General features: G+C 72.0%; 21 protein-coding genes. 13 read left to right on the top strand and 8 right to left on the bottom strand.

All coding sequences use genetic code 11. The features are described from left to right. Window positions 1-117: 117 nt before the first annotated feature. The 5 genes from xylA (at window position 118) to QNO12_RS14710 (ending at window position 5668) form a co-directional block, all read left to right on the top strand. Window positions 118-1308 (top strand): xylose isomerase, encoded by a 1191-nt coding sequence (xylA, locus tag QNO12_RS14730; protein WP_257501404.1) that lies wholly within the window; start codon window positions 118-120, stop codon window positions 1306-1308. Between the two features lie 101 nt (window positions 1309-1409). Then, window positions 1410-2714, top strand: a complete 1305-nt coding sequence (gene xylB, locus QNO12_RS14725) for a xylulokinase (protein WP_257501405.1) — start codon at window positions 1410-1412, stop codon at window positions 2712-2714. A gap of 277 nt (window positions 2715-2991) precedes the next feature. After that, complete coding sequence (locus QNO12_RS14720) at window positions 2992-3852, top strand: transposase (protein ID WP_257501406.1); 861 nt, start codon at window positions 2992-2994, stop codon at window positions 3850-3852. Window positions 3853-3983: 131 nt separating this feature from the next. Further along, entirely contained in the window at window positions 3984-5186 is a 1203-nt protein-coding gene (locus QNO12_RS14715; RefSeq protein WP_257501407.1) for a cation:proton antiporter, read from the top strand. Then, window positions 5183-5668: a glutaminase gene (locus tag QNO12_RS14710; protein ID WP_257501408.1), complete on the top strand. Its 486-nt coding sequence runs from the start codon at window positions 5183-5185 to the stop codon at window positions 5666-5668. Before QNO12_RS14715 ends, QNO12_RS14710 begins: the two co-directional genes overlap by 4 nt. A 1-nt stretch (window position 5669) precedes the next feature. Here the strand turns inward: QNO12_RS14710 and QNO12_RS14705 are convergent, their stop codons facing one another. Continuing rightward, window positions 5670-6413, bottom strand: a complete 744-nt coding sequence (locus tag QNO12_RS14705; RefSeq protein WP_257501409.1) for a glutamine amidotransferase-related protein — start codon at window positions 6411-6413, stop codon at window positions 5670-5672. Window positions 6414-6546: 133 nt separating this feature from the next. On the opposite strand from QNO12_RS14705, the gene QNO12_RS14700 reads away from it, so the two are divergent. The 4 genes from QNO12_RS14700 (at window position 6547) to QNO12_RS14685 (ending at window position 12005) form a co-directional block, all read left to right on the top strand. Then, window positions 6547-7164 carry an RNA polymerase sigma factor gene (locus tag QNO12_RS14700; RefSeq protein WP_257501410.1) on the top strand — a complete coding sequence of 206 codons (618 nt, stop codon included), beginning with the start codon at window positions 6547-6549 and terminating at the stop codon, window positions 7162-7164. Next, window positions 7154-7624 carry a hypothetical protein gene (locus QNO12_RS14695; RefSeq protein WP_257501411.1) on the top strand — a complete coding sequence of 157 codons (471 nt, stop codon included), beginning with the start codon at window positions 7154-7156 and terminating at the stop codon, window positions 7622-7624. Before QNO12_RS14700 ends, QNO12_RS14695 begins: the two co-directional genes overlap by 11 nt. A 56-nt stretch (window positions 7625-7680) precedes the next feature. After that, window positions 7681-9450: a S8 family peptidase gene (locus tag QNO12_RS14690; protein ID WP_257501412.1), complete on the top strand. Its 1770-nt coding sequence runs from the start codon at window positions 7681-7683 to the stop codon at window positions 9448-9450. A 65-nt stretch (window positions 9451-9515) separates the two neighbouring features. Beyond that, window positions 9516-12005 carry a CHAT domain-containing protein gene (locus tag QNO12_RS14685; RefSeq protein WP_257501413.1) on the top strand — a complete coding sequence of 830 codons (2490 nt, stop codon included), beginning with the start codon at window positions 9516-9518 and terminating at the stop codon, window positions 12003-12005. Between the two features lie 287 nt (window positions 12006-12292). On the opposite strand, the gene QNO12_RS14680 is transcribed toward QNO12_RS14685, so the two are convergent. Continuing rightward, window positions 12293-13045, bottom strand: a complete 753-nt coding sequence (locus tag QNO12_RS14680; RefSeq protein WP_257501414.1) for a LysR family substrate-binding domain-containing protein — start codon at window positions 13043-13045, stop codon at window positions 12293-12295. A gap of 33 nt (window positions 13046-13078) precedes the next feature. Here QNO12_RS14680 and QNO12_RS14675 point away from each other — a divergent pair, with 33 nt between their 5' ends. Continuing rightward, window positions 13079-13477, top strand: coding sequence for a DUF1304 domain-containing protein (locus tag QNO12_RS14675; protein WP_257501415.1), 399 nt, complete (start codon window positions 13079-13081; stop codon window positions 13475-13477). A gap of 27 nt (window positions 13478-13504) precedes the next feature. Here the strand turns inward: QNO12_RS14675 and QNO12_RS14670 are convergent, their stop codons facing one another. The 4 genes from QNO12_RS14670 to QNO12_RS14655 form a co-directional block, all read right to left on the bottom strand. Then, window positions 13505-13912, bottom strand: a complete 408-nt coding sequence (locus QNO12_RS14670; protein ID WP_257501416.1) for a transferase — start codon at window positions 13910-13912, stop codon at window positions 13505-13507. Between the two features lie 191 nt (window positions 13913-14103). Beyond that, a complete protein-coding gene (locus QNO12_RS14665) occupies window positions 14104-15540 on the bottom strand; it encodes an NAD(P)/FAD-dependent oxidoreductase (protein WP_257501476.1) in 1437 nt (478 codons plus the stop codon). A gap of 84 nt (window positions 15541-15624) precedes the next feature. Next, a complete protein-coding gene (locus QNO12_RS14660; RefSeq protein ID WP_257501417.1) occupies window positions 15625-16398 on the bottom strand; it encodes a DNA-formamidopyrimidine glycosylase family protein in 774 nt (257 codons plus the stop codon). Further along, window positions 16391-21094 (bottom strand): ATP-dependent helicase, encoded by a 4704-nt coding sequence (locus QNO12_RS14655; protein WP_257501418.1) that lies wholly within the window; start codon window positions 21092-21094, stop codon window positions 16391-16393. The genes QNO12_RS14660 and QNO12_RS14655 overlap by 8 nt, the downstream gene beginning before the upstream one ends. A 140-nt stretch (window positions 21095-21234) precedes the next feature. Here QNO12_RS14655 and QNO12_RS14650 point away from each other — a divergent pair, with 140 nt between their 5' ends. Then, on the top strand, window positions 21235-22254 hold the full coding sequence (locus QNO12_RS14650; protein WP_257501419.1) for a hypothetical protein: 1020 nt from the start codon (window positions 21235-21237) through the stop codon (window positions 22252-22254). Between the two features lie 27 nt (window positions 22255-22281). On the opposite strand, the gene QNO12_RS14645 is transcribed toward QNO12_RS14650, so the two are convergent. Both QNO12_RS14645 and QNO12_RS14640 read right to left on the bottom strand, forming a co-directional pair. Further along, window positions 22282-23883: an ABC-F family ATP-binding cassette domain-containing protein gene (locus QNO12_RS14645; RefSeq protein WP_374761010.1), complete on the bottom strand. Its 1602-nt coding sequence runs from the start codon at window positions 23881-23883 to the stop codon at window positions 22282-22284. 237 nt (window positions 23884-24120) lie between these two features. Further along, window positions 24121-24789, bottom strand: coding sequence for an alpha/beta hydrolase (locus QNO12_RS14640; RefSeq protein ID WP_257501421.1), 669 nt, complete (start codon window positions 24787-24789; stop codon window positions 24121-24123). A 65-nt stretch (window positions 24790-24854) separates the two neighbouring features. Here QNO12_RS14640 and QNO12_RS14635 point away from each other — a divergent pair, with 65 nt between their 5' ends. Together QNO12_RS14635 and QNO12_RS14630 are read left to right on the top strand one after the other, a co-directional pair. Further along, window positions 24855-25517 (top strand): NUDIX hydrolase family protein, encoded by a 663-nt coding sequence (locus QNO12_RS14635; RefSeq protein WP_257501422.1) that lies wholly within the window; start codon window positions 24855-24857, stop codon window positions 25515-25517. Between the two features lie 65 nt (window positions 25518-25582). Further along, window positions 25583-26725 (top strand): LolA family protein, encoded by a 1143-nt coding sequence (locus QNO12_RS14630; protein ID WP_257501423.1) that lies wholly within the window; start codon window positions 25583-25585, stop codon window positions 26723-26725. Window positions 26726-26729: the final 4 nt, after the last annotated feature.

Below are 26729 nucleotides of genomic sequence, written 5' to 3'. Positions count from 1 at the left end.
GCCGAGAGTTTCGAAGTCGTTCACGCAAGATTCCGTCGATTCACCGCCGATGTCGGTGGACGCGGCATCCGATCTGCGATAGGTTGTCGTACGCAACAATTTCCGCGAAGGAGCGTCATGCCCACCCCCACACCCGCCGACAAATTCTCGTTCGGACTCTGGACAGTCGGTTACAACGGCACCGACCCGTTCGGTGGCCCGACCCGGCCCGCCCTCGATGTCGTCCACGCCGTGGAGAAGCTCACCGAGCTGGGCGCCTACGGCCTCACCTTCCACGACGACGACCTGTTCGCCTTCGGCTCGACCGAGGCCGAACGCCAGAAGCAGATCGACCGCCTCAAGGCTGCACTGGCCGACACCGGCATGATCGTGCCGATGGTGACCACCAACCTCTTCAGCGCCCCCGTGTTCAAGGACGGCGGATTCACCTCCAACGACCGCGACGTGCGGCGTTTCGCGCTGCGCAAGGTCTTCCGCCAGCTCGATCTCGGTGCCGAGCTCGGGGCGAAGACCTTCGTGATGTGGGGCGGCCGCGAGGGCGCCGAGTACGACGCCGCCAAGGACATCCGCCAGGCGCTGGAGCGCTACCGCGAGGCCGTCAATCTGCTCGGGGACTACGTCACCGACAAGGGCTACGACATCCGCTTCGCCATCGAGCCGAAGCCGAACGAGCCCCGCGGCGACATCCTGCTGCCCACGCTGGGTCACGCGATCGCGTTCATCGACTCGCTCGAGCGCCCGGAACTGGTGGGGCTGAACCCCGAGGTCGGGCACGAGCAGATGGCGGGTCTGAACTTCGCCGCCGGCATCGCGCAGGCGCTCTACCACGGCAAGCTCTTCCACATCGACCTGAACGGTCAGCGCGGCATCAAGTACGACCAGGACCTCGTGTTCGGTCACGGCGACCTGCACAATGCGTTCGCGCTCGTCGACCTGCTCGAAAACGGCGGTCCCGGCGGCGTGCCCGCCTACGACGGGCCGCGTCACTTCGACTACAAGCCCAGCCGGACCGAGGACGAGCAGGGGGTATGGGATTCGGCATCCGCCAACATGCGCACCTACCTGCTGCTGAAGGAGCGCGCCGCGGCATTCCGCGCCGACCCGGAGGTGCAGGAGGCGCTCGAGGCCTCGAAGGTCGCCGAGCTGTCGATCCCGACGCTGAACGAGGGCGAGACCTACCAGGACTTCCTCGCCGACCGCTCCGCGTACGAGGACTTCGATCCGTCGGCGTACCTGGGCGGCAAGGGCTTCGGCTTCGTCCGTCTGCAGCAGCTGGCCACCGAGCATCTGCTCGGCGCGCGCGGCTGAGGGCGGTTCACCCGCGTGACAGGATCGGTGTCCCACTCCTGCATGCCCGGCACGGCGTGTCGCATGCACAAGTGGGACACCGTCGAAGGGGAGGGTGAGCGATGACGCTGGTCATGGGGGTCGACTCGTCGACGCAGTCCTGCAAGGTCGTGGTCACGGATGCCGAGACCGGTGCCGTGGTGCGCGCAGGCCGCGGCATGCACCCGAACGGCACCGAGGTGGACCCGGCCGCCTGGTGGAGCGCTCTGGAGTCGGCCATCGGCGCCGCCGGCGGACTCGCCGATGTCGCGGCGTGGGCGATCGGCGGACAGCAGCACGGCATGGTGGCCCTGGATGCCGCGGGACGCGTGATCCGCCCGGCGCTGCTGTGGAACGACACCCGCTCGGCGGCGGCAGCCTCGGATCTGATCGCGCAATTCGGAGCCGAGGCGCTCGCCGAGCGCACCGGACTGGTGCCGGTCGCGTCCTTCACGATCACCAAGCTGCGCTGGCTGCGCGATTCGGAGCCCGAGAACGCCGCACGCGTGGCCGCCGTCGCGCTGCCGCACGACTGGTTGACCTGGCGGCTGCGCGGGTTCGGCCCCGCGGGGGAGTCCCCGCGCGGGCCGGTGCTCGATGAGCTCGTCACCGATCGCTCGGATGCCTCGGGCACGGGCTACTGGAACCCGGCGACCGGCGGCTACGACCGTGAGCTGCTCATCGCGGCACTCGGACATGACGCGATCCTGCCGCGCGTGCTCGGCCCCGCGGAATGGGTGCTCGATGACGCCGGCCGCAGGGTCGGCCCTGGCGCCGGTGACAACGCCGGTGCCGCGCTCGGCCTCGGCGCCGGGCCCGGCGACGTGGTGGTCTCGATCGGCACGAGCGGGACGGTCTTCGCCGTCAGCGACCAGCGCACCGTCGACCCGAGCGGCACGGTCGCGGGATTCGCGGACTGCACAGGCCGGTTCCTGCCGCTGGTCGCGACGCTGAACGCCGCGCGGGTGCTCGACGTGGTCGCCGGCCTCCTGGCCGTCGACCACGCCGAGCTCAGCCGCCTCGCCTTGGCCGCCGAACCGGGCGCGCACGGGCTGCGCCTGGTCCCGTTTTTCGAGGGGGAGCGCACGCCGAATCTTCCGGATGCCACGGCATCCCTCACCGGCATGACCCTCGCGTCGACCACCCGCGAGAACCTCGCTCGGGCCGCGGTCGAGGGGATGCTGGGTGGCCTCGCCGCCGGCTTGTCCGCGCTGCGCGGGCTGGGCGTCCCGCTGGAGCGTGCGCTGCTGGTCGGCGGCGGCGCCCAGTCGGAGGCGGTGCGGACGATCGCTCCGCAGGTGTTCGGCATCCCCGTCGACGTCCCCGCACCGGGCGAGTACGTCGCCCTGGGCGCCGCGCGCCAGGCGGCGCTCGTCGTCCGGGGCTGAGCCGGCGTCCGCAGCCCGGCCAGCTCCTGCCGGCGAGTGGCCCTGCGCGGAGGGTCCTGTCGGCTCGCCTGTCGCAGCGTGCGGGGCGCGCCGGCGTGTTGTGACAGGCGAGTGGCCCTGCGCGGAGGGTCCTGCCGGCTCGCCTGTCGCAAAGTGCAGGGCGCACCGGCGTGTTGTGACAGGGGAGCAGCGGGGGGAGCGGGGCGTCCGGGGACGGCGACGGGGCGGGGGAGCAGGGATTCTCGCGCTCGGCGGGGCTGCCCGACAGAATGGTCCCGTGTCCCCCTCCGCCGACGACCCTGCCGCCGACCATGCGCAACTGGACGCGATCGCCGCGGAGCTGTTCACCCTGCCCCCCGAGGAGTTCACCGCGGCGCGGAACGCGCGCGCCGCGGCATCCGATCGGGCCCTCGCCGCCCGGGTGAAGGCGCTGCGCAAGCCGACCGCGTCGGCGTGGGCCGTCGATCTGCTGGCGCGCGACGGGCAGCTCGGCGAGGCACTGGAGCTGGCCGGTGCGCTACGCGAGGCGCAGGACGACCTGGACGCTGCCGAGCTCGGGCGACTGAGCCGCCAGCGTCGCGCGCTGGTGACGGCGCTGGCCACGCGCGCGGTCGAACTGGCGCGCGATCGGGGCGTCGCGGTCAGCGCCTCGGCCCGCACGGACGTGGAGAAGACTCTCAACGCGGCGGTGATGGATGCCGCGGCCGCCGCGGCCGTCATGACGGGGCGCCTCGTCCGTCCGCTGGAGGCCGGCGGCTTCGAGGCCGTCGACGTATCCGACGCCGTCGGGGGGAGCCTGCCCGGCGTCCCGGATGCTCCCGCTCCCACCCGAGACGACCTCGCCGAGCGCCGGGCGCGCAAGGCCGCCGAGCGCGCCCTGCGCGAGGCCGAGCGTGCATCGGGGGAGGCCGAGCGTGAGCTCGCGCGGGTGGAGGCCAAGCTCGCGAAGGTCCGCGAGCGCGGCGACCTGCTGCGGGAGCGGATCCAGGATCTGCGCACCGAGCTGGCTCGGCTCGAGACGGATGCGGACAAGGCCGACGACGAGGCGGCGCGCTTGGATCAGAAGCGCTCCGACGCCGCGTCCACAGCGCGCGCGGCGGCTCGGCAGGCCGACCGGGCACGTGAGTCGCTGGAATGAGCGCGCGTGCGACGAGCGCCGACCGGAACCCGGAGGCGACGGCGCGCACCGGCCTCGACCGCGCTCGTCGCGGTCGAGGCACGACCCCGCGCCGCGCTGACGGCGGCACCGCCGAGTCGGTACGGTGAAGCGTGGACCAGCTCGAGCCGACCCTTCTCGTCATCCCGCTGCTCGCCGTGCTGGCGCCGCTGTTCGCGCGCAGCCTGAGCAGATGGGTGCGGATCCCGATCGTCGTGTTCGAGCTCGTCCTCGGGATCCTGGTGGGTCCGTCTCTGCTGGGCTGGGCCGTGCCGTCGGACTTCGTGGCAGCGCTGTCCGAATTCGGGTTGGCGATGCTGTTCTTCGTCGCCGGATCCGAGATCGAATTCGCGGCCTTCCGGGGCCGCAGCGGGCGCGCCGCGGCGGGAGGCTGGCTGATCAGCCTCGCCGCCGGCGTCGCACTGACCTGGCTCCTCTTCCCCGGTGAGATCGCCATCGTCATCGGCATCGCCCTGGCCTCCACGGCACTGGGGACCATCCTCCCCATCCTGCGCGACGCCGGTGAGCTGCGCACCCCGTTCGGTCGCGCGATCGGCGCGATCGGCGCAGTGGGCGAATTCGGGCCGCTGATCGCGATCTCGCTGTTCCTGGGCAGCCGCGATCCGGGGATCGAGTCGGTCGTCCTGCTGGTCTTCGGCCTGGTGGCGGGTCTGGCGATCTGGATGGCGTTCCGGATGCCGACAGGCGCGATGCACCGCGCCGTCAACGCGACGCTGCACACGTCCGGTCAGTTCGCGATCCGCGTCGTGTTCCTGATCCTCTCCGCCCTGGTCGCGCTGAGCGTGGTGCTGGATCTGGATCTGCTGCTGGGCGCGTTCGCCGCAGGCATCGTGTGGCGCCTGCTGATGCGCGACGCGAAGGAAAGCGACCGCAGGGCCGTCGAGAGCAAGGTCGAGGCGGTCGCCTTCGGGTTCCTGGTGCCCGTCTTCTTCATCTACACGGGCGTCACCTTCGATCTGGCCTCGCTCATGGAAACCCCCGTGCTGCTGGCGGCCGTGCCGCTCGTGGTCGTCGCGCTGTTCCTGGTGCGCGGGCTTCCGTCGATGCTCGCCGCACCGGCCGGCTCGACGCGGCGCGACCGCTTCGCCGTCGCGTTCCTCGGCGCGACCGGGCTGCCGATCATCGTCGCGGTCACCGGAATCGGTGTGGACGAGGGCATCCTGCCCAGCGCCGCGGCGGCCGTGCTGGTCGGTGCCGGGATGCTGTCGGTGCTGCTGTTCCCGCTCATCGCGATGAGCCTGCGCGGCGAGCGGGCCGTCCCCGCAGCTGCCGAGCTGGAGGACGATCGCGTGTGAGTACGGGCGCGCTCATCCAGGACGCACGGTCCCGTCTGGCCGGTGCGCCGCAGGAAGCCCTCGGTGAGCTCATCTCGCCCCGGCGGCTGTTCGGGGTGGGCAGGTCGGCGCGCATCGTCCGCCGTGGCGCCGCCTGGCACCTCGGGGTGCTGCTGGTCACAGACGACGCGGTGCTGGCCACCGGTGACATTCTGCGCGCACGGCGGGAGGTGCGGCGCGGCTTCACCGCCGAATCGCAGCGCCGCCGTGCCGAACTGGCCGCGGCGGCCGCGCTCGGCGGCATCGCGGAGGGGGAGACCGTGCACATCGGGTGGCAGCTGCTCGATGCCGACGCGGTCGATCGGGGCGAGGCATCCGGTCCGCTCCAGCTGCGCGACGGCACGCCGAGTGTGCGCTGGAGCGCCGCGGGCGGTTTCATGCCGCTGGCTGCATACCTCGACGAGCGGGTCGACCTTCTGCTGCACCCGCCAGGGGGCGCGTAGGTCAGGCCGGGCCGAACGCACCGGCGAAGGCGCGCAGCAGCCGTGTCGGTTCGGTGACGGATGCCGCCAGCACACGGCCGGCGACGGTCTCATAGTCGTTGGCCGGGAAGTAGCCGTCGTCGCGATAGACGGCCATGCGCTCGGTGAACGCCCGGGTGGTGGGCTCCGGGTGGAACTGGGTCGCGTAGAGGCGGTCGCCGACCCGGTACGCCTGAACCGGGGACGCCTTGTTCGTGGCCAGCAGCGTGGCGCCGGGCGGGACCTGCCCCGACCCCTCCTTGTGTGCGGCCAGGGCGGTGAACCGGCGGGCGAGCGATCCCAGCAGCGGATCGCTCTCCCCCTCGACGGTGAGGTCGACGAGGACCGGTCCGGTGTCCTCGCGGTAGGCGCGGGTGACCTCGCCGCCCAGCAACCGCGTCACGATGCCGATGCCGTAGCACGTGAACAGGGCTGCCGGACCTGAGGAATCCATGGTCGCGGCTGCGATGCGCTCCAGATCGGCTTCGAGCCGGCGCTGCACGTCCGTCTTCGAGGACTCCGGATCCGTCACGTTGAACGGACTGCCGCCGACGAAGAACCCGCTGTACCGCTCGAACGTGTCGGCCGGGAGCGGGTCCCGGACCAGGTCGAGCGGGACCAGCTGCGATGCGTCGAGCCGCGCACCCACGCGGAAGGACTCATACTCCGCCGCCGCCGCCCCCTGCTGCGGACGCACGCACACGTACAGAAGCGGCGCCGTCGTCATGGCGTGAGTCTAGACGCGGGTCGGGCCGATGCGGCAAAAGCGCCGTCGCGGTACGCAATCCGGAGCGCACGGCGGCGCGATGTATCAGGAATGCTCCTTTCGCGCTCCCCCCGGAGTGGACACAATGGGCGCTATGACGCACGAGAGCGCCGAAGCCTCGGTCGATTCCGCCGAGCCGACGCGGTGGGAGCGCGCCGCCGCGCTGTTTCTGAGATGGCGCAGCGGTGACACGCGTGCGATGGACGAGCTGGTCCGGCTGATGACCCCGATGCTGTGGCACGTGGTCCGCGCCTATGGGCTGGACCGCGCGCTGGCTGAGGACGTGGTGCAGACGACGTGGCTCACCTTGGTGCGCCGGCACGCATCCATCACCGAGCCCCAGGCCGTTTCGGGATGGCTGACCATGGTCGCCCGTCGTGAGGCGTGGCGGGTCGGCAAGCTTCATCGCCGAGCGGACCCGACCGAGATGGAGAGCCTGGAGCCGCACCTGCCCGCCCGCGAATCCGCCGAGCAGACCGCCGCCACCGACGACGAGTCCCGTCGCCTGTGGCTGAGCGTGGGCCGGCTGAACGAACGGTGCCAGCGCCTGCTGCGCATCGTGGCCTTCGAGGAGCGCCCCGACTACACGCGCATCGCGCAGGACCTGGCGATGCCGATCGGCTCGATCGGACCGACACGGCAGCGGTGCCTTGCGAAGCTTCGCGCCGTTCTGCACAGCGCCGGATGGGAGGAGGATTCCGATGCAGACTGAGGACTTCGCCGCGGATGCCGCACTGTTCGCGCGCATGCGCGCGATGTGGCAGGACGTCGATCCGGTTCCGGCCGACCTGGTCGATCGGATGGTCGCGACCGTGGCGGTCGAGGACCTGTCGCGCGAGTACGCTCTGCTGACGCTCGTGGAGGCATCCCAGCTGGCGGCGGTGCGGGGCGAGGCAGACACCGCGACACTGCAGTTCAGCGACGGCACCACCAGTGTCCTCGTGCACGTCACCGTGGCCGAGGACGGCGCACGGCGCATCGACGGCTGGGTGGATGCCGCGGCCCTGGCGATCCGTCTGCGACAGGGTGAGCGCGAGTGGAGCACCGAGGCCGGGGAGCACGGCCGGTTCGCGTTCGAGAACGTGCCGCCGGGCGTCTGCCGGCTGCGGCTCGTCGTCCGTGCCGCGGATGACGAGCTCCGGGAATTCCAAACCCCCCAGTTCGAAGTGTGACCCAGCGGATGCCGAGGCCGGGCGCCCCGGCATCCCTTCTGTGAAAGGCGTGACGTATGGCTGATGAGCCCCGGATCCGACCATGGCGAGAGCGGGAGGCCGCCGGCGAGCCGCGGGGGCTCGTCCTGGACCCGAAACGCGAGCCGGTTCCCGGGCTGCAGGCCTTCGCCACCGCCTACGTGCCCGGTCACCTGCTGATCTCCGGTGATGCGCAGGAGGCGGGAGAGCTGCTGGCCGAGGCGGGAGCGGAGCTGGGCTGGGAGATCGAGTCCGAGCCGATCCGCCGTCAAGATCAGGCCGGCGGCCGGTTGACGCGCGCTCGCATCGTGCAGGCGCCCAAGGTCGTGCGCGACGACGAGCCGGTCCCTCCGGTCGATGCCTGGCGTCTGCTGCAGCAGGCGCGTCGCAAGGCGATCGAGCAGCAGCGCGCGGCGGAGGGCGGGACCAAGCGACCCCCGTCGCGAGGGCGGTCGCGGGAATCGGGCGAACGGCCACCGTCGGAGGAGCGCGCTCGGATCAAGAAGGAGATCTCCTCGGATGCCTCCAGGGATCTGGAGAGGCGCCGCGAGATCGCCGCCCGCGGCGAGGTGGATGGGGGGGATGACCCGCGGCTGCGTGGGGTGGGGTTGGATCACGTGCTGACCATCGACCCGATCGGGGTCAACCCGCACGGCAGGACCAACCCGCACGGTCGGACGAATCCGCACGGTCGGACCAACCCCCACGGGCAGACGAACCCGGCCGGCATCGACGGATACGCCTATCCGGGCACGGGCGGGCTCGAAGTCGTCACCTATCTGGGCCCCCAGCCCGCCCGCCTGCAGCCGGTCGCGAAGAACGGGCGACGGCCTGTCATCGCGTTCGTCGACACCGGCTGCGGCACGATCGCCGGCTGGCTTCCGGCCGGCGCAGAGACCCCGGATGACATCGTGCGCCGCGCGCTGAAGTGGCCGGACAGCAAAGGCGGGGTGATCGGCATCGACGATCCGGACACCGACCCGGAGGTGTACGGCGACCAGTCCGGCCCGCTGGACGGGTTCCTGGATCCGGCTGCGGGGCACGGCACCTTCGTGGCGGGCATCCTCCGCCAGGTGGCACCGGAAGCGAACCTCATCTCGATCCGAGTCGCCGACAGCAACGGCACCGTGATCGAGAGCGAGCTGATCGATGCCATCGAGGATCTCGCGGAATGGGCCGCGGCGGGAACGAAGTCCGACCCGCACCACATCGACGTGCTGAACCTGTCGCTGGGGTATTACCACGAGACACCTGAGGACGGCCGATTCAGTGTGCGTCTGCACGAAGCACTCTGCCGCCTGCGCGCCCGGGGGTGCGTCGTGGTGTGCTCGGCAGGCAACGACGCGACCGACCGGCCCACCTTTCCGGCCGCGCTGTGGGCGGGAAGCGACGCCGAGCTCAACCTCCGCGAAGCCGGCGGGCTGGCACGCCACCTCGCGGTGGGCGCGCTGAACCCGCAGAACACGTCCGTGGCGCTGTACAGCAACATCGGCGAGTGGGTCACCACGTATGCGCCGGGAACCTCGGTGGTCAGCGTGTTCCCCCACCTGGAGGGGGGCGTGCAGTCCGGTTCGAAGAACGACCGCCTGCAGCGGCGCAGGCAGAGCCTGGACCCGGATGACTACACCGGCGGCTTCGCGATCTGGAGCGGGACCTCGTTCGCGTCCCCGTTCGTCGCCGCCACGATCGCCAGGGAGCTGGGGGAATCGCTGATGGCCGGCGGCAAGCTCGGAACGGGCGCCGCGTCGCCCGTCCAGAAGGCGCTGGTCGAGGTCGACGCGATCGACAAGTCGCGCAAGACCGGGTAGCCCGCGAGCGCCTCCCGATCACCGGCCCGGTCGCGCGCACGCGCGCGGCACGCCATCATGGCTGAGTGGGCCCGACGGCGGGGGATCTGTACGAGCGCGGCGTGCTGCAGGCGAACAGGGGTCGCTATGCGCTTGCACGTCGCACGCTCGCCGGCGCCGCGCAGAAGGCGACCGCCGCGGGCGATGTCGAGCTGGAGGCACGGATCGCCGGCACGTCGGCGTACGTTCTGGCTCGACTGGGCGACGTGGACGCCGGCGAGAAGCTGTGTCTGGACATCCTCGCGCGCGGCGGACTGTCCCCGTCGACCGTCGCGCAGCTCCATGGACAGCTGGGGGCCCTCTCCCTCGAGCGCGGACGGCTGGATGACGCCGCCGACTGGCTGGGCAAGAGCATTCGCGGACTGGCCGATTCCCCGGTGCGTCAGGCCAACATGCGGCTCAACCGTACCCTCGTGGACATGCAGCGGGGCCGCCTCGGCCCGGTCATGGCCGACCTCGAACTGGCCGAGACCGCGTACCGCGACGCCGGGTTGCGCGACGAGGTCAATCTCACCATCCACAATCGCGGATATGCGCTGATGCTGGCCGGCGACCTGGTCGCCGCGCTGCAGACCATGCAGTCGGTGCGGGAACCGCTCGACGGGGAATCCGAGCTGTGGGCGGCCATCAACGAACTCGATCGCGCCGAGGTCCTGCGCGAGGCCGGCCTGGTGACCGAGGCCGAGCGCAGCCTGGAGAGCGTGTCTCAGGCATTCGGACGCCATCGTGCTCCTCGTGAGCGCGCCACCGCCGAATACCATCTGGCCCGATCGCTGCTCAGCCACGATCCGGAGCGGGCGGCCGTGGCCGCATCGGCGGCGGCGCGCCGTTTCGCCGCTCTGGGCAGCACGGGCTGGGCGGTGCGAGCGGAGGCGCTCCTGCTGCGCGCCCGACTCGCCGTCGGGCGCATCGACCGTGCCGGCACCCCGGTGCGGGTGCCCCGCCGCCTGCCCACCCCCACGGTCGTGGCCGAGGTCGTCGGCGAGCTCCGCGCGCAGGGCTTCCACTCCGAGGCGGAGGCGTTGCGTCTCACGGATGCGCTCGCTCGCATCCGACGCGATCAGACTGCGCCGCTTCCCGGCGTGCGCATCGACCGGAGGACCCCGCTGGAGGCGGCGCTGCTGGCATACGAGGTGCGTGCGGCGCGCGCGGCGGCCGCCCGGCAGGAGTCGGACGCGCGCCGCCACGCCGCGCGCGGTCTGGACCTGCTCGATCGAACCCAGCAGGCTGTCGGCAGCCTCGATCTTCAGGTCTCGGCGGCGATGCGCGGTGCCGGGCTGATCACGACCGGGCTGTCCTCCGCGCTCCGCTCCGGGCGGCACGATGTGATCTTCGACTGGGCGGAGCGCGCGCGCCTGCTGAGTCACCCGATCATCCCGGTGCGCCCGCCGCCGGATCCGGGAGTCGCGGCGGACCTTGCGGAGCTGCGCATCCTGCGCAGCGCCTCGCCGGACGGCGAGTGGCCGGCAGGCCCGCGTGCGGCGCTGCTTCGGGACCGTGCGCGGGAACGGCAGTGGTCGCGCACCGGCGCCGGTGAAGCACGCACCCGCGCATCGCTGGCGGAGGTGCGCGAGAGCCTCGCCGACGATGTGCTCCTGTCGTATGTGTTCGACGGCGTGCGCCTGGGGGTGCTCGTCGCCTCGCGCGCGCGCGTGCGGTTCGTCGCGCTGGACTGGCCAGGTGTGCGCTCTGCCCTCAGCGGCCTGCGCGCCGACCTGGACGTGTCGGCCACCGTCACGGCCGGGCCGATGGCCGCGGTGGTCCGCGCCGGGCTGGAAGCGCGGCTGTCCAGCCTGTCGGCACTTCTGGTCGACCCGGTCGTGTCGATGCCGGGTGGCGACAGCCGCATCGTGCTGACCGCGCCGGGCGTTCTGGCCGGAGTGCCGTGGATGATGCTGCCGGGCCTGCGCTCCCGCGTCCTGACCATCGCCCCGTCGGCATCCCGGTGGGTGCGGGACCGCTCTCGTGGGTGGCACGTGCCCTCGTCCGCGGGTTTCGCAGCCGGCCCGCGGGTGGCTCGGGGGGAGGAGGAGGTCACGGCGGCCGCATCCGCCTGGTCGGATCCGCGGCTGCTTCGCGGGGAGCGGGCGGTGGTGGCGGAGGTCGTCGACCTGGCATCCCGCGTGGACGTGCTGCACATCGCCGCGCACGGTCGGCACACCGCCGACAACCCGCTGTTCTCCGGTCTGGAACTGGCGGACGGAACGCTGTTCGGCTACGACATCGACCTCGTGCCGGAGCTGCCCGCCACTGTGGTGCTCTCGGCGTGCGAGGTAGGCCGATCCTCGGTGCTGTGGGGTGAAGAGGCGATCGGGATGACCCGCGTCTGGCTGCACGCGGGAACCCGCTGCGTGATCGCCGCGCCGGTCATCGTCGCGGATGACGTCGCGTGCGAGCTTCTCGGGGCGATGCACGAGGGCCTCGCGGCCGGTGAGCCGCCGAGTGCGGCGCTGGCCGCGGCATCCGAGCGCACCGGGATCATCGCGCCGTTTCAGGCCCACGGGTCGGGTTTCTGAATCTGCGGCGCGACGTTCCACTCCGATGCATCAGGCCACTCCGATGCATCAGGCCACTCCGATCTATCGGGCCACTCCGATGTATCAGGGCGGTGGATGCCGGCTCTTGATGGGTAGAACGGCACACGCAGGGCGATATCGGGGGGCATCGCCTGCTGGGGGCACGAAGACCAGTGGGGCGCGATCGGGACGCGTCGGTCTTGGTCGGCCGTTCTGCGGGGGATGTCGCAGAGACCCAGGTCGGCGACATCCCCCGACTCGGCGTGCCGGTGTGCGGCGTCCCGTCCTCAGCCGCGTGACGAGTTCGGCGTGCGTCCGCGGACGATGCCGATGAAGGCCTCGACCTCGGGGCTGGTGCGGTCGGTGGGCCAGGCCAGCGCGACGGTGGAGGTCGGCCCGTCCCGCAGCGGCCGGTAGGCGGCATCCTTGCGACGGTGCAGACGCGCCAGCGACATGGGCACGATGACGATGCCCACACCCGCGGCGACGGTCGCGATGGCCTGTTCGGTGTCCTCCGGCGCGGCGAAAGCGGCCGGCACGGCCCCGGGCACCACCGTGCCGAGCACATCGTCGCGCGGCACGATCAGGATCTCGCCGGCAAGGTCGGCGAGCTCCAGCTCGTCGACCGCGGTCAGGTGGGAGTCGGCCGACGTGACAACGACCGCGGTCTCCTCGTAGAGCGCGATCACGGACAGCCCGTCGGGCGCGATCGGCAGACGCACCAGCGCGGCATCCAGCCCGCGTTCCAGCAGCGCGGTGCGCTGGCTCGCGACGTCGAGGGGCAGCAGCTGCAGCTCGGTCCGCGGCATCCGCTCGCGCCAGGCGTCGACCCACCCGCCGGCGGTCGCCCCGGGAATCACTCCGAGCACGAACCGGGTCGCGGGGGGCGGCGCCGGTGCAGCGGGGGCGGCAGCGCTGGGCTTGGCGGTCTTTCCCTTCGCGGTCGTGCGAGGTGCGGCAGTCCGATTGAGGCGCGCCGGGCGCGCGGATCCCGTCCGTCGACCCGAACGGCCGCGCGCACCACCACCGCTCTTGGCCATGCGGCAAGCGTAGTCCGGCGGTAGGGTCCTGCCATGATCGCGATCATCGCGACGGTCGTCGCCGCTCTCGCCGCGCTCCTGCACGTGTACATCTTCGTGATGGAGAGCGTGCAGTGGACGCAGCCGCGGGTGTGGCGCCGCTTCCGGGTCGCGGACCAGGCAGCTGCCGAGACGACCAAGCCGATGGCCTACAACCAGGGCTTCTACAACCTGTTCCTGGCGATCGGGGCGATTCTGGGGCTCGTGCTGTTCTGGACGGGCGGCGACGGTTCTGCCCTGCGGGTGGCGGGACTGACCCTGGTGCTGTTCAGCCTCGGGTCGATGCTGGCCGCCTCGCTGGTCCTGCTGACCAGCGGGCGCGCCTACCTGCGGCCGGCCGTGACCCAGGGCACGCTACCGCTGATCGGCGTCGTGCTGTTCCTGTTCGCCTGACCCGTCCGGGCTCGGCCGCGCGTGGGATCAGGCCGCCAGGCGCAGTCCGCGGCGGTCGGTCGCGACGCGCTCGCCGTCTTGGATCGTCTCATCGTCGCCGATGAGGGAGCCGACGGCGACACGGGCGCCGGTGCCGACATGGGTGCGCACGCCGATCTTCGCTCCCGCTCCGATCGCGGCGCCGGAGCCGATGTGCGCGTGCGGCGCGATGTCCGCCTCCGGGCCGATGACCGCATCCTGCTCCACCCAGACGCCCCGGCCCACGTGTGCGCCGGCAGCGATGTGAACCCCCGGTTCGACGTACGCGCCGATCTCCACGATCGCGCTCGGGTGCACCTTCGCGCCGTGCGCGATCAGGCCCCGTCCGTTCGAGTGCTTGCGGTAGCGCAGCATCTCACCACGGTCGTTCTCGATGTCGACGTAATTCTTACCCACGGTCCCCTCCAACGGCGCATTCCTGCCGAGTACAGGGATAACCTGACCCGCCGCGATTTCATTCCCTCGCATCGGCTTGTCCGCACCCACCCGTCGGCAGGGGTTATTCGGTCTCGAGCGGGGATCGGATTCCCCCGTGCGCCCGCGTGCGCGGCGTGCTTCCATGCGGGCCGTGCCCCGCGTGCAGGGCGCTAGGACTCGAAGCCCAGACCCAGCGCGTCCAGGGTTCGCAGCAGCACGTTCCGGCGCCCCTCCTGGTGGTCTGCGCGGTCCAGAGACCACCGCGTCGCGTTGATGCCGATGGCGGCGGCCGGTTCCGGGGGAAACGGCAGTGGGCGCTCGCGCACCATCCGCAGCGACGTCCGCTCGGTCGGGACGCCGTCGAGCAGGTCGAGCATGACCTCGCCGGCGAATCGGGTGGCGGCGACCCCCAGACCGGTGAAGCCGGCGGCGTACGCGACTCTGCCCGCACGCGCGGTGCCGAAGAACGCGCAGAACCGCGAGCAGGTGTCGATCGCGCCCGCCCACCGGTGCGTGAACTGCAGCCCCTCCAGCTGGGGGAACATCGTGAAGAAGTGGCTCGCGAGCGTGCGGAAGGACTCCGCACGCTCCTCGTACGCCGCCTGCACCCTGCCGCCGTAGTGGTACACCGCGTCGTAGCCGCCGAACAGGATCCTCCCGTCGGCGCTCTGACGGAAGTAGTGGAACTGGTTCGCCACGTCGCTGAGGCCCTGCCGCTCGTGCCAGCCGATCGCGGAGCGCTGCGCGGCCGTCAGCGGCTCGGTCATGAGCACGTAGTCGTAGACCGGCACGGTCATCAGCGCATTCCGCTTCAGCAGCGACGGGAAGACGTTCGTGGCCAGCACCGCCCGGCCGGCGGAGATGCGGCCGGTCTCGGTGATCACATCGACACCGCGGGCGGTCGTCTCGAGGCGCCGCACGGGGGAGCGCTCGAAGATCTCGACGCTCCGCTCCTCCGCCGCCCGGGCGAGACCGGCTGCCAGCTTCCCCGGATGCACGAGGGCGTTCGAACGCGTCTCGAACACGGCGCCCAGATAGGTCGGCGACGCCACGGATGCCTGGACCTGGGCGGCGTCCAGCCGCAGGACGCCGCCCTCGCCACGCGCCGCGGCATCCTGAGCCCATTCGTCCAGCCAGGCGAGCTGGTGCGGCTCGGTCGCCACCGAGAGCGCGCCCACCCGCTCCCACTCCGCGTCGATCCCCCACTCGGCCAGATCCGCCCCCATCGCGTCCAGGTTCCGCATCCCGAGTCGGTCGAGCGTGTCGATCTCCTCCGGCCACCGGGCCACGCCGTTGTCCCGACCGTGGGTCAGGCTGGCCTCGCAGAAGCCGCCGTTGCGGCCGGATGCCGCCCATCCCACCGTGCGCGCCTCCACGATCGCGATGCGCGCATCCGGCTCACGGCGTCGGGCCAGCAACGCCGTCCACAGGCCGGTGTATCCGCCGCCGACGATCACGAGGTCCGCGACCCGGTCGCCCGTGAGCGGCGGACGGGCCGGCCGGTCCGGCAGATCGTCGAGCCAGAAGATGCTCCGGCGGGTGGCGGCCAGGCTGCGGTCGAGGACGGATGCGGCCGGTCGCCGTCGCTCGAAGACGGTCGTGCCCACGGCCATCACCTCCTCATCCCTCGGTGATTCCATCCTGTCGGGTCGGGCCGCTGCGATCGAGGGCGGGTGCGAGCCGGACCGCCCTCAGATCTGGCACCGCGGGCACCAGAACACGTTCCGCTCGCTGGTCGGTCTCGCCCCGAGACTCGCCTCCCGGATCACGGCGCCGCAGCGGCGACAGGGCTTGCCGGCGCGGCTGTAGACCCAGAACCGCCGCCCCGGGCGGTCCTCGCCGGTGAAGGTGCGCGCCGCGCGATGCACGTTGGCGCGGATCATCCGGGTGCCCAGATCCAGCAGGGCCGCGGCATCCACCTCGGTGGCCGGCGTGGTCGGCAGGATGCCGCGCAGGAACAGCATCTCGTTGGCGTACACGTTGCCGAATCCTGCGACGTTGCGCTGGTCGAGCACCGCGACGTGGACCGCCCGGGTGTCGGCGGCCAGTCTGCGGGTCGCCTCCGCCGCGTCCCAGTCCGGGCCCAGGGGATCGGGACCCAGATAGTCGACGAGGCTGCCTTCGGCGTCGGTGGGAACCAGGTCGATCTCGGCGAGATCGAACCCCACGGTGTCCCACTGCTGGGTGCCGACGATCGCGCGCGCCTGGAATGCGGGCTTGCGCCACGGCTCACCAGGGCGGTACACGCGCCACTCGCCCTCCATCTTCAGGTGCGAGTGCAGTGTCCATTCGCCGATCCGGTGCAGCAGGTGCTTGCCGCGGGCCACGACGGCGTGCACGGGCATGCCCCGCAGGTCGGCCGTGGCCAGCTGTGGCACCCGCAGGTCGAATCGGGTGACGTCGTTGCCGGCCAGCGCGTCGTGGAGCCGCTGCGCCGCCCGGTGGACGGTGTCGCCCTCAGGCACGCGCGGCCTCGCGCAGCGCGTCACCGGCCGTCGCGCGGCGCAGCGTGAGGCCGCGCGGCGACTCGACGAAGCCGGCATCGCGCAGAGCGCGTCCGACCGGGGTGCCGTAGACGAAAGCGCCGTTGACCTGCTCGATGGTCAGTGTCGCCAGGCGCCGGCCGCGCGCGGTGGCGGCCAGATCGCGGGTCGCGGCTGCGAGCACGGCCTCATCGTCGGTGAACGCGAGCGCCGTCTTGCCTCCACGTTCCAGGTACAGCACCAGCGCGCCGTCCACGATCGCGACCAGCCCGCCCGCCTTGCGGCCCGGGCGGTGCGAGATCCCTTCCAGCGCGGGCCAGGCCAGCGCCGCGCCGTAGGGGTTGGCCGGGTCGGTGGCGGCCAGGGTGACCGCCCGCAGCGGCGGCGGGTCCTGCAGACCCGCGAACTCGCGGAGACGATCGACCGTGGCCGAGGCGGCGAACTGCGCGGCGCCCAGCTTCTCGATGACGTAGCCGCGGCGGCAGTGCCCGGCCTGCTCGAACCCGGCGAGCACGCGGTACGCCTGCGCGAAGCCGCCGGGCAGCCCTTCGGCCTGCACGGAGCCGCGGGTGACCACCCCGTAGCGATCTAGCAAAAGGCTCGCTGCCGCCGTCGCGCGCAGCGTCGGCTCCGGCTCCGGCCCGGGCAGGAGCGACCAGCGACCGCCGATCGCGGGAGGCCGCGGCGGCGTGCTGGTCCGCGGGATCGTCGCGCCCCGATACAGCCGAGCGCGAGGTGCCTTGCGCGCGGTGCGGTGCGCCTGCGACCCCCCGCCGATGAGCATCCGGATGGGGGCGAAGGTGTCGTTGGTGACCCGGCCGGACCACGTCAGGTTCCACAGCGCCTCGACGACCGACTGCTCGTTCTCGGCGCCGGCGAGCTGCCGCAGCTGGGCGGCGAAGTAGGCGCCGCCCGAGGCGAGCGCGTCCACGAGCCGCTCCTCCAGCGACCCGGCGACCAGCTCGTCCTCCGGGGACGGCAGGGTCAGCGCAGCGGTGTCGGCCGGATGCAGGGCGATCCACCCGTCCCGGCCGGGCAGCGCGCCATGCCCGGACCAGATCACCTCACCCGTGGCGGTGAGCTCGTCCAGCATCGCCGGGGCGTAGTCGGCCACCCGGGACGGCAGCACCAGGGACTCCCATGCGCTGGCCGGGATGGGAACGCCGGCCAGCTGCTCGATGACCGCGGCGACCCCATCGATCCCCTCCAGCGGCCGCGCTACGTGCTGCCAGACCGGCAGGAATCGCGCGAAGGCCTCGGGCGAGACCGGTTCGACGGTTCCCCGGATCGCGGCGAGCGAGCGCATCCGCAGCCGTCGCAGCACCTCCGCGTCGCACCACTCGTTCTCGTCTCCGGTCGCGTCCGTCTGCGGCAGGAAGAACCCGCTCGCGATGCGACCCTGGCTCTCCAGCCGCTGCAGGGTGAGCCGCGCGACCGCGACGCCGACCCCGAGTCGGGTGGCCACGGCGCTCGTGGGGAAGGGCCCGTGCGTGCGCGCGAAGCGGGCGACCAGGTCGCCGAGCGGATCGGCGACCGGTTCCAGGAATGCGTTCGGGATGCCGACGGGCAGGGCGGCGCCGAGGGCATCGCGCAGGCGCCCCGCGTCCTCGATGGCCGCCACCCGGGGCACCCCCGCGATCGTCACCGGAATCGCCCGGCGGGTGAGGATCAGCTCGTCCAGATGAGCGGATGCCGCGGTCACCGCATCGGTTCCCGGCTCGGCGCCCTCCAGTCGTGCCGCCACCTCCGCGGCATCAAGCGGGCCCAGCATCCGCAGGAGGTCGGCCACGCCTTCCAGGCCCCGGGCATGGCGGTCCGGATCGAGCCGCTGCGCCTCGCGTTCGAACTGCGCCATGATCTCGGGATCGAGCAGCTCGCGCATCTCGACCTTGCCGAGCAGTTCGCTCAGCAGCGCAGGATCGACCGACAGCGCTGCGGCCCGGCGTTCCGCCAGCGGCGAGTCGCCCTCGTACATGAACGCACCGACATACCCGAAGAGCAGGTCGCGGGCGAACGGCGAGGGCTGGGTCGTCGTCGTCTCGACCAGCCGGATGCTGCGATCGCCGATCCGGCGGGCGATCCGCAGCAGCGCGGGAACGTCGTAGACGTCCTGCAGCACCTCGCGCAGCGTCTCCAGGATGATCGGGAACGTGGGGTAGCGGCGTGCCACCTCGAGCAGTTGCGCCGAGCGCTGGCGCTGCTGCCACAGCGGAGAGCGGCGGTTGGGGTTCATCCGCGGCATCAGCAGAGCGCGCGCCGCGCATTCCCGGAACCGGGACGCGAACATCGCAGAGCCGCCGACCTCGTCGATCACGATCTGCTCGAGCTCATCGGGTTCGAACACGAACAGCTCCGCACCGGGCGGTTCGGCCGCGGCATCCGGAACCCGGGCGATGATGCCGTCGTCGCTGGCCACCGCCGATCCTTCGACCCCGAGGCGTTCGCGGATCCGGGCGTTCACCGCGAGCGCCCACGGCCCGTGCACCTTCATGCCGTACGGGGAATGCAGGATGATCCGCCAGTCGCCCACCTCGTCGCGTCCGCGCTCGACGGTGAGCGACTTGTCGGTCGGGAGGGTGCCGGTGGCTTCGCGCTGCTCGGCGAGGTAGGCGAGCAGGTTCGTGGACGCGTTCTGGTCGAGACCGGCCTCGGTGAGGCGATCGCGCGCCTTGGCGGGAGTGGCCGCGGACACCTCGCGCGAGAACTTTCCGAGCGCCTCCCCGAGTTCAGCCGGACGTCCCAGGCCGTCCCCGTGCCAGAACGGGAGCTTTCCGGGTTGCCCATAGGCCGGCAGCACGTTGACCCGGTCGTGCGTGATCTCCACGATCCGCCAGCTCGTGGTGCCCAGCGTGAACACGTCGTTCACGCGCGACTCGTAGACCATCTCCTCGTCCAGTTCGCCGACCCGCGCGTTCTGCGACTCACCCGCTACGAAGACGCCGAACAGTCCGCGGTCGGGGATGGTGCCGCCGCTGGCGACCGCGATGCGCTGTGCCCCGGGCCGGCCGGTCAGCGTGCCCTGGTCGCGGTCCCACACCAGCCGGGGCCGCAGCTCGGCGAACTCGTCGGACGGGAACCGGCCGGCCAGCAGATCCAGCGTCGCCTCGTACGCCGACCGCGGAAGTGTGCGGAACGGGGCGCTGCGCTTGACCGTCTCGAACCAGCCCTCCACATCGATCGGGCCGAGGGCGGATGCCGCCACCGTCTGCTGCGCGAGGATGTCCAGGGGATTCTGCGGGATCGAGATCGCCTCGATCTGCCCGGCCAGCATCCGCTCGGTCACGATCGCGGTGTGCAGCACGTCACCGCGATGCTTCGGGAAGAGTGCGGCCCGGCTCACCTCGCCGACCTGGTGACCGGCGCGCCCGATGCGCTGCAGACCCGACGCCGCGCTGGGCGGGGCCTCCACCTGGATGACGAGATCGACCGCGCCCATGTCGATGCCCAGCTCCAGGCTGCTGGTCGCCACGACGCAGCGCAGGATGCCGGCCTTCAGCTCCTCCTCCACCTGCGCGCGCTGCTCCTTGGACACCGACCCGTGGTGCGCTTTGGCCAGTACCGGGTCCGCCCCTGAGCTGATGCCGGACTGAGCCATCATCGCGGCCGGGATCGCGGCATCCGGAAGCTCCAGGCCGAGCCGCTCCGTGTAGATCTCGTTCAGTCGCCCGGTCAGCCGTTCCGCGAGCCGGCGCGAGTTGGAGAACACGATGGTGGAGCGGTGCTGCAGGATGCGGTCGACGATCGCCTCCTCGACGTGCGGCCACAGCGAACCGGTCATCTCGGTCGCTTCGGGGCGCGTGCCGGATCCGTCCGAGAACCAGTCCTGGTCGGCCGAACCGTCGGGCGCGGCATCCGGTGTCTCCGCCCCCGGCGGGGGAGGCGGGTTGAGCATGTCGTCCACGGGGACCACGACCGTCAGGTCGAACGTCTTCGTCGCCCGCGGCGCGACGATCTCGACCGGCGCCGAGCCGCCCAGGAAGCGGGCGACCTCGTCGATGGGGCGGACGGTCGCGGACAGGCCGATGCGCTGGGCGGGCGCCGCGGCCGGATCGTCGGCCCGTCGCAGGTCGTCGAGGCGCTCCAGACTGACCGCGAGGTGGGCGCCGCGCTTGGTGGCTGCCACCGCGTGCACCTCGTCGATGATCACGGTGTGCACGCCGCGCAGGGTCTCGCCGGCCTGGCTGGTCAGCATCAGGTACAGCGACTCCGGTGTCGTGATGAGGATGTCCGGGGGTGCGGTGACGAGTTTGCGACGGTCCGATGAGGTGGTATCGCCCGAGCGCACCCCCACCGTCACTGCCGGAACGGTGATTCCGAGGCGCCGCGCCGACTGGCCGATTCCGACCAGCGGCGAGCGGAGGTTGCGCTCCACGTCGACCCCGAGAGCCTTCAGCGGCGAGATGTAGAGAACGCGGGTGGGGGATGCCGGAGGCGGTGCCGCGCGACCCCGGCGTCTGGCGGGCGCGACCGGAGCGGCATCCTTCTCGTGGAAGATCCGGTCGATGGCCCACAAGAACGCCGACAGCGTCTTGCCCGATCCCGTGGGCGCGACCACGAGCGCGTGCTTGCCGTGCGAGATCGCATCCCAGGCACCGAGCTGCGCGGGAGTGGGTGCCGCGAACGCGCCGCGGAACCAGTCCTGCGTGGCAGGACCGAACCGCTCGAGCACGTTGGGCACCTTCCCATCCTCCCTGGTGGAGGCGACATTCGGGCCGTGTCGCCATCGCGCGTGCCGGGAGCCGCGAGAGACGGATCGATCCGCGCCGGGCAGAAGGTTCGGCGCGCTACTGTCACGTAAGCCCACGGATTGGACAGACGATGCGCCGCCCCCTCACCGTCGTCCCGCTGCTGGTGCTCGCCCTGCTCGCGGGCTGCGCGGCGACGCCCGTCCCGCCGCCGACACCGACCTCGACGCCGGCGCCGGTAACCCCGTCGTCACCCGCACCGCAGGCGCTCGTGGTCGCTCCCGGTGAGCGGCCTCCGACCGTGATGGACGGCGACTGCCTGGCGGCCCTCACCCCCGAAGAGCTGTCGCAGACCATCGGCGAACCCGTCACGCGGGTCTTCCGTCGCGACGAGCGCTGGACGCGATCCCTCAATGGAGTGGGCGGGCTCAGCTGCGAGTGGGAGGGCGAAGCGGTCAGGGGCGGCTTCGAGATCCTGCCCAGGGCCGGATTGGGAAGCGCGGAGTTCACGCCCGACCAGGATGAGCTGTACTTCCAGGAGTGCAATCCCGACTGGGTCTGCGCGTGGCAGTGGGAGACGGAGGGGTTGCGGATCGTCGGGTCGTTCCAGGGCCTGCGCGCCATGACCCGAGAGCGAGTGGACTCCCTGGGCGATCAGCTGGGAAGCAAGATCGCCGCGCGCGCGGACGCGTACGGGCAGCCGACGTGGCAGCTGGACCGGAGCCGGTGGTGGAGCGCGCCGGACTGTGCGCAGCTGGCAGCATCGGTCGGCACGCTCCTCGGTGCCGAATTGACCGGAACGTGGCTGGGCCACCATGACACGCCTTCCGCCGGGACAGCGCTCGCCGACACCGCCGTCGCGTATCGGATGTGCCTGCTGGACGATGCCGCGACGGCGGCCAACCGTCTCATCCTGTCCTCGACGGCGGGACTGGGGTGGGACGTTCCGTGGGCGGGTGAAGGGGCGCCGGTGGACACCGGCGCGCACGCCGTGGAGGCCTATGCGCGGCCGGGCGGCGGATACATCGCCGGCACGATGTTCGAACTCACCGATGGCGTGAACGTGCTCTCGGCCGAAGTCGCCGGCGACGCACCGTGGAGCAGCGCGGAGGTCCTCGGCGCACTGGGGTCGCTGGTCGCGAACGGGCTCTGAGCCCCCCGCCGGTGCACGTCGGTACCGTCACCGCTGCTGCGTGATCCGACCGTCGGTGCTCAGTTCGAGGGTCAGATCGATGCCGAGCCGGTCCAGGAACGCGTCGTCGTGGCTGACGATCAGCACCGCACCGCGGTACACCGTGAGCGCCTGGACGAACTGGTCCACGGTGTCCTGGTCGAGGTTGTTCGTCGGCTCGTCCAGCACGAGCAGCTGCGGGGGAGGATCGGCCAGCAGCAAACGGGCGAGGGCGACCCGGAAGCGCTCACCGCCGGACAGGGTGCCCACCTGCCGTTCGACCGCGTCGCCGCGCAGCAGGAAGCGCGCGAGCCGGTTGCGCAGTTCGCGATCCGGCACCGCCGGTGCCGCGGAGCGCACGTTCGCCAGGACGGACGCCGCCTCGTCGAGCGTGTCGACACGCTGCGGCAGGTAGCCGATGCGGTCTGTCTGCGCGGCGGCGCGCTCGCACCCGCCGCCGACCAGACACTCGAGAAGGGTCGTCTTGCCCACGCCGTTCGCGCCGACCAGCGCGACCCGCTCCGGTCCCCGGATGTACCAGGAGCGTTCGCCGTCGCCGATGCTCGCGATGCGTCTGCCGGCCGGAACCCCCGGATCGGGCAGATCGATGCGGACGGCATCGTCGTCGCGGACACGGCGCTCAGCGGTCTCCAACGCAGCGCGCGCCGTCGCCTCCCGCTCCGCCTTCTCGCCGCGCAGCCTGCCGGCCGAGACCTGCGCCTCCCGCTTGCGCGCGTTCATGACGATCTTCGGCAGCCGCTTCTCCGCGGAGGCCTTGCGACCGGTCCGCTCACGCCGCGCGATCGTCGTCTCCGCCTCGATCCGCTCCCGCTTCTCTCGGCGCACGACCTGCACAGCCGCTCGCTCCGCCTGCCGGGCGGCGTCCTGTTCGGCATCCAGCCAGGCACGCCACTGCGAGTACGGCCCGCCGAAAGTCGACAGCGCACTGTCGTACAGCTCCGCGGTGTCGTCCATGAGCTCCAGCAATGACAGGTCGTGGCTGACCACGATCAGCGCGCCCGGCCAGCCGCGGACCATGGCCGCCAGGCGTGCGCGGGCGTCGCGGTCGAGGTTGTTCGTCGGCTCGTCCAGCAGCGTGATCGACGGCGTGCCGAGCCGGATGCCCGCGATCGCGGCGAGCACCGACTCCCCGCCGGAGAGTTCCCCGACGCTGCGGTCGAGCATGTCCGGCTGGAGGCCGGCATCGGCCAGGGCGGCGTGCGCGCGTGATTCGATGTCCCAGTCGTCGCCGACCACGTCGAAGTGACGCTGGTCGACGTCGCCGGACTCGATCGCCCGCAGCGCGGTCAGCGTCGGGGCCACACCCAGAAGCTCGGCGACGGTCCGTCCGACGTCCAGGGTGAGTCGCTGCGGCAGGTACGCGGCGTCCGCCGTCGTCCAGACGTGCCCGGCCGAGGGGGTGAGCTCGCCCGCGATCAGGCGCAGCAGCGTGGACTTGCCGGAGCCGTTGCGGCCGACCAGTCCGGTGCGGCCGGTTCCGAACGCGCCGGAGACGTCGCGAAGCGCCGGCGTGCCGTCCGGCCAGCGGAACGACACGTGGTCCAGGACGATGCTGTGCCGAACGGAGGCGGTGGGGGAGTGCATGGGCATGAAGCCTCCCGGGTTGTCAGGCCTGATCTCTCAGGGATGCGCTGACACCGGTCGCCCGGCCTCGATCGGATCGAAGGGGCGATGCTCGCTGGAGGAAGCCCCAGACGGTGAGCGTCGACGGGTCAGCGCGCGGATGCGGGCGCGGAGGCGTCGATCAGTCTCACCGGAGGTTCCTCACGTCGGGGGCAGGAACGATCATGATACCCGGATGCCGCAGGCGCGGCATCCGGTCGGCGTTCAGGATTGCGGGTCCGGCTCGAGGATCTCGAGTTGCTTGTGCAGGAAGACCCGCACGTCGTCCAATTCCGGCTCCGAGACGCTGTGGGTCAGCCCCTGGTAGACGCGACCGCTGAGGTCGGCGTGCTCAGGCAGCCAGGTCACCGTGTGCTCGACCAGGAACTGCGGGATCACGTCGTCGTGTGTTCCCCGTCCCCAGAAGACGGGCGGGCGTCGCTCGGCGAGCGCCGCATCTCCCGGCAGCTCGCCCGGCGTGGCGTAGCCGCTGAGGTTCACCGCGAACGCGAATCGCTCCGGCTGCAGTCGCAGCGCCTGCAGGGCGACGGCGGCGCCCTGAGAGAAGCCGAGCAGTCCGACGGGGGCGTCGGCGGTGACCGCGTCCACCCAGTCGACCACCAGGGACGCGGCATCGGTCACGTGCCGGGCATCGCGTCCCTCCATGCCCTCGATGGGATACCAGGAATAGCCCGGGGCGGGGAAGGGCGGTGCGAGCGGCGCACGCAGGGCCGCAACGACGAACTGCGGCGGAAGGTGCGGGACCAACCCGAACAGGTCGCGTTCATCGGCGCCGTACCCGTGCAGCAGGACCAGCAGCGGTCGACCGGCTCGCTCCGCAGTCTGGGCGGACCACAGGGCGGCGGAATCGTCGAGGGCGGGGGGCACGGCCATGCGCCTATCATTCCAGTCGGCGCCGCCGTGCGGCACGCACGGGACTGCTGGGGTATACAGGAGACATGGCAGTGCGAACTCCCGATCCCGACCCGGACGACCGCGACGACGCGGGCGGCGCGGACGACCCGCTCCGCGGCCAGGGGTTCGGCGGCGATCCCCGCTCGCTCGGCAACGGGTCGTTCGGATCGCCGACTCCGAGCAGCGCCGCCAACCCGGGCTGGCTGTCCGAGATCGAGCTCGCCGAGGCGCGGCGTCGACTTCCGATCCTCTACGTCGAGGCGATCCCGGTGCGCACCGACGGTCTCGGCGCGGTCACCGAGGTCGGGATCCTGCTGCGCGCCACGCCACTGGGAGAGATGACCCGGACGATCGTCAGCGGGCGCGTCCGCTACGGCGAGACCGTGCGGGACGCGCTGTTCCGGCACCTGGAGAACGATCTGGGGCCGATGGCGTTTCCGCTCCTGCCGCTGCAGCCGGTGCCGTTCACCGTTGCGGAGTACTTCCCGATGCCCGGCATCTCCGCCTTCCACGACGACCGGCAGCACGCGGTGTCGCTGGCGTTCGTCGTTCCGGTCACGGGCACCTGCGAGCCGCGCCAGGATGCGCTCGAGGTGACCTGGATGCCGCCCAGCGAGGCGGCCTCGGACAGCCTGGCCGCCGAGATGGAGGGCGGCCGGGGCACCCTCATCCGGCTCGGTCTGGCCAGCGTCGGCGCGCTGCGCTGACCCGGCATCCTGAGTGTTCACTGTGACCGGGGACGGGATGCCGCGACCGGCGTAGCCTGGGGCGCATGAGCTCCGCAGGCCGTGTCCGGGACCGCCGAGCCCTCGCGTGGACCGGTGTGCTGGCCGTCCCGATCCTGGTGGGTGCCGGCATCCTGGTGCCGATCGCGGCCAGCGGCGCGGTCGACCTGCCGGACAAGAGCGTCCAGGAACTGATCGAGTTCGCCGGTGCGAGCGAGGTCGACATGCTCACCGGCACGATCGAGCAGGCATCCGAGCTCGGGCTTCCCGACCTGGACGCACTGACCGGCGCGTCCGGCGCGGACGACTCCGCAGCTGCCGCGGCCGGTCTCGACGACGTCCTCGGGCTGATCGCCGGAACCCACACGGCGAACGTCTACCTCGACGGGGAACGCGCCCGTCTGCAGGTTCTGGATCGGCTTGCCGAACGCAACGTGTACGTCGACGGTGACGCCGGCATCGCCTGGTACGTCGACAGCGAGTCCCAGACCGCCACGCGCCTGACTCTGCCGTCCGATTCCGACCTCGAGCGGTGGCGCAGCCGGCTGCCGGGCCCGCCGGAGGACGCTGCGGTGCCGACTCCGCAGCGGCTGCTGGAAGAGGCTCTGGCGCGACTCGACGAGAGCACCGAGGTCACCGTCGGAACGGACGCCCGCGTTGCCGGCCGCGACGTGTACGAGCTGATCCTCACCCCGCGCGCCGAGGACACGCTCATCGGGGACATCCGCTTCGCCATCGACGGCCAGAACGGCGCCGCGCTGGCAGCCTCGATCACCGCTCGGGGCTCGGACGAGCCCGCGTTCCAGATCGCCTTCACGCGCGTCGGCTTCGAGGCGCCGGATCCTGCGGCGCTCGCCTTCACCCCGGCCGATGGCATCGCCGTCGTGGATGAGGGGCTCGCGCTGCCCTCGCCCGAGGACTGGGCTGCGCGGCACGGCAGGGGCGACCCGGACGCGCCGACGGTGTACGGCCAGGGCTGGTCGGCCGTGGTCCAGCTGCCGGAGACGGCGGCGGGGGGTGGGCTCAGCTCCGGGCAGCGCGCGCAGCTGGAGGCCGTCACCACTGCAGTGGAGGGCGGACGGGTGCTGCAGACATCGCTGATCAGCGTGCTCATCACCGACGACGGCCGGATGCTGGCCGGGGCTGTTCCCGCATCGCGTCTGGTCGAAGCCGCCCAGACCGGCCGTTGACCCG

The sequence above is a fragment of the Microbacterium sp. zg-B185 genome (assembly GCF_030246885.1).
Classification (GTDB): domain Bacteria; phylum Actinomycetota; class Actinomycetes; order Actinomycetales; family Microbacteriaceae; genus Microbacterium.
Note: the sequence above shows the minus strand (reverse complement) of the source record. Positions and strands in the feature narration are given on the sequence as shown.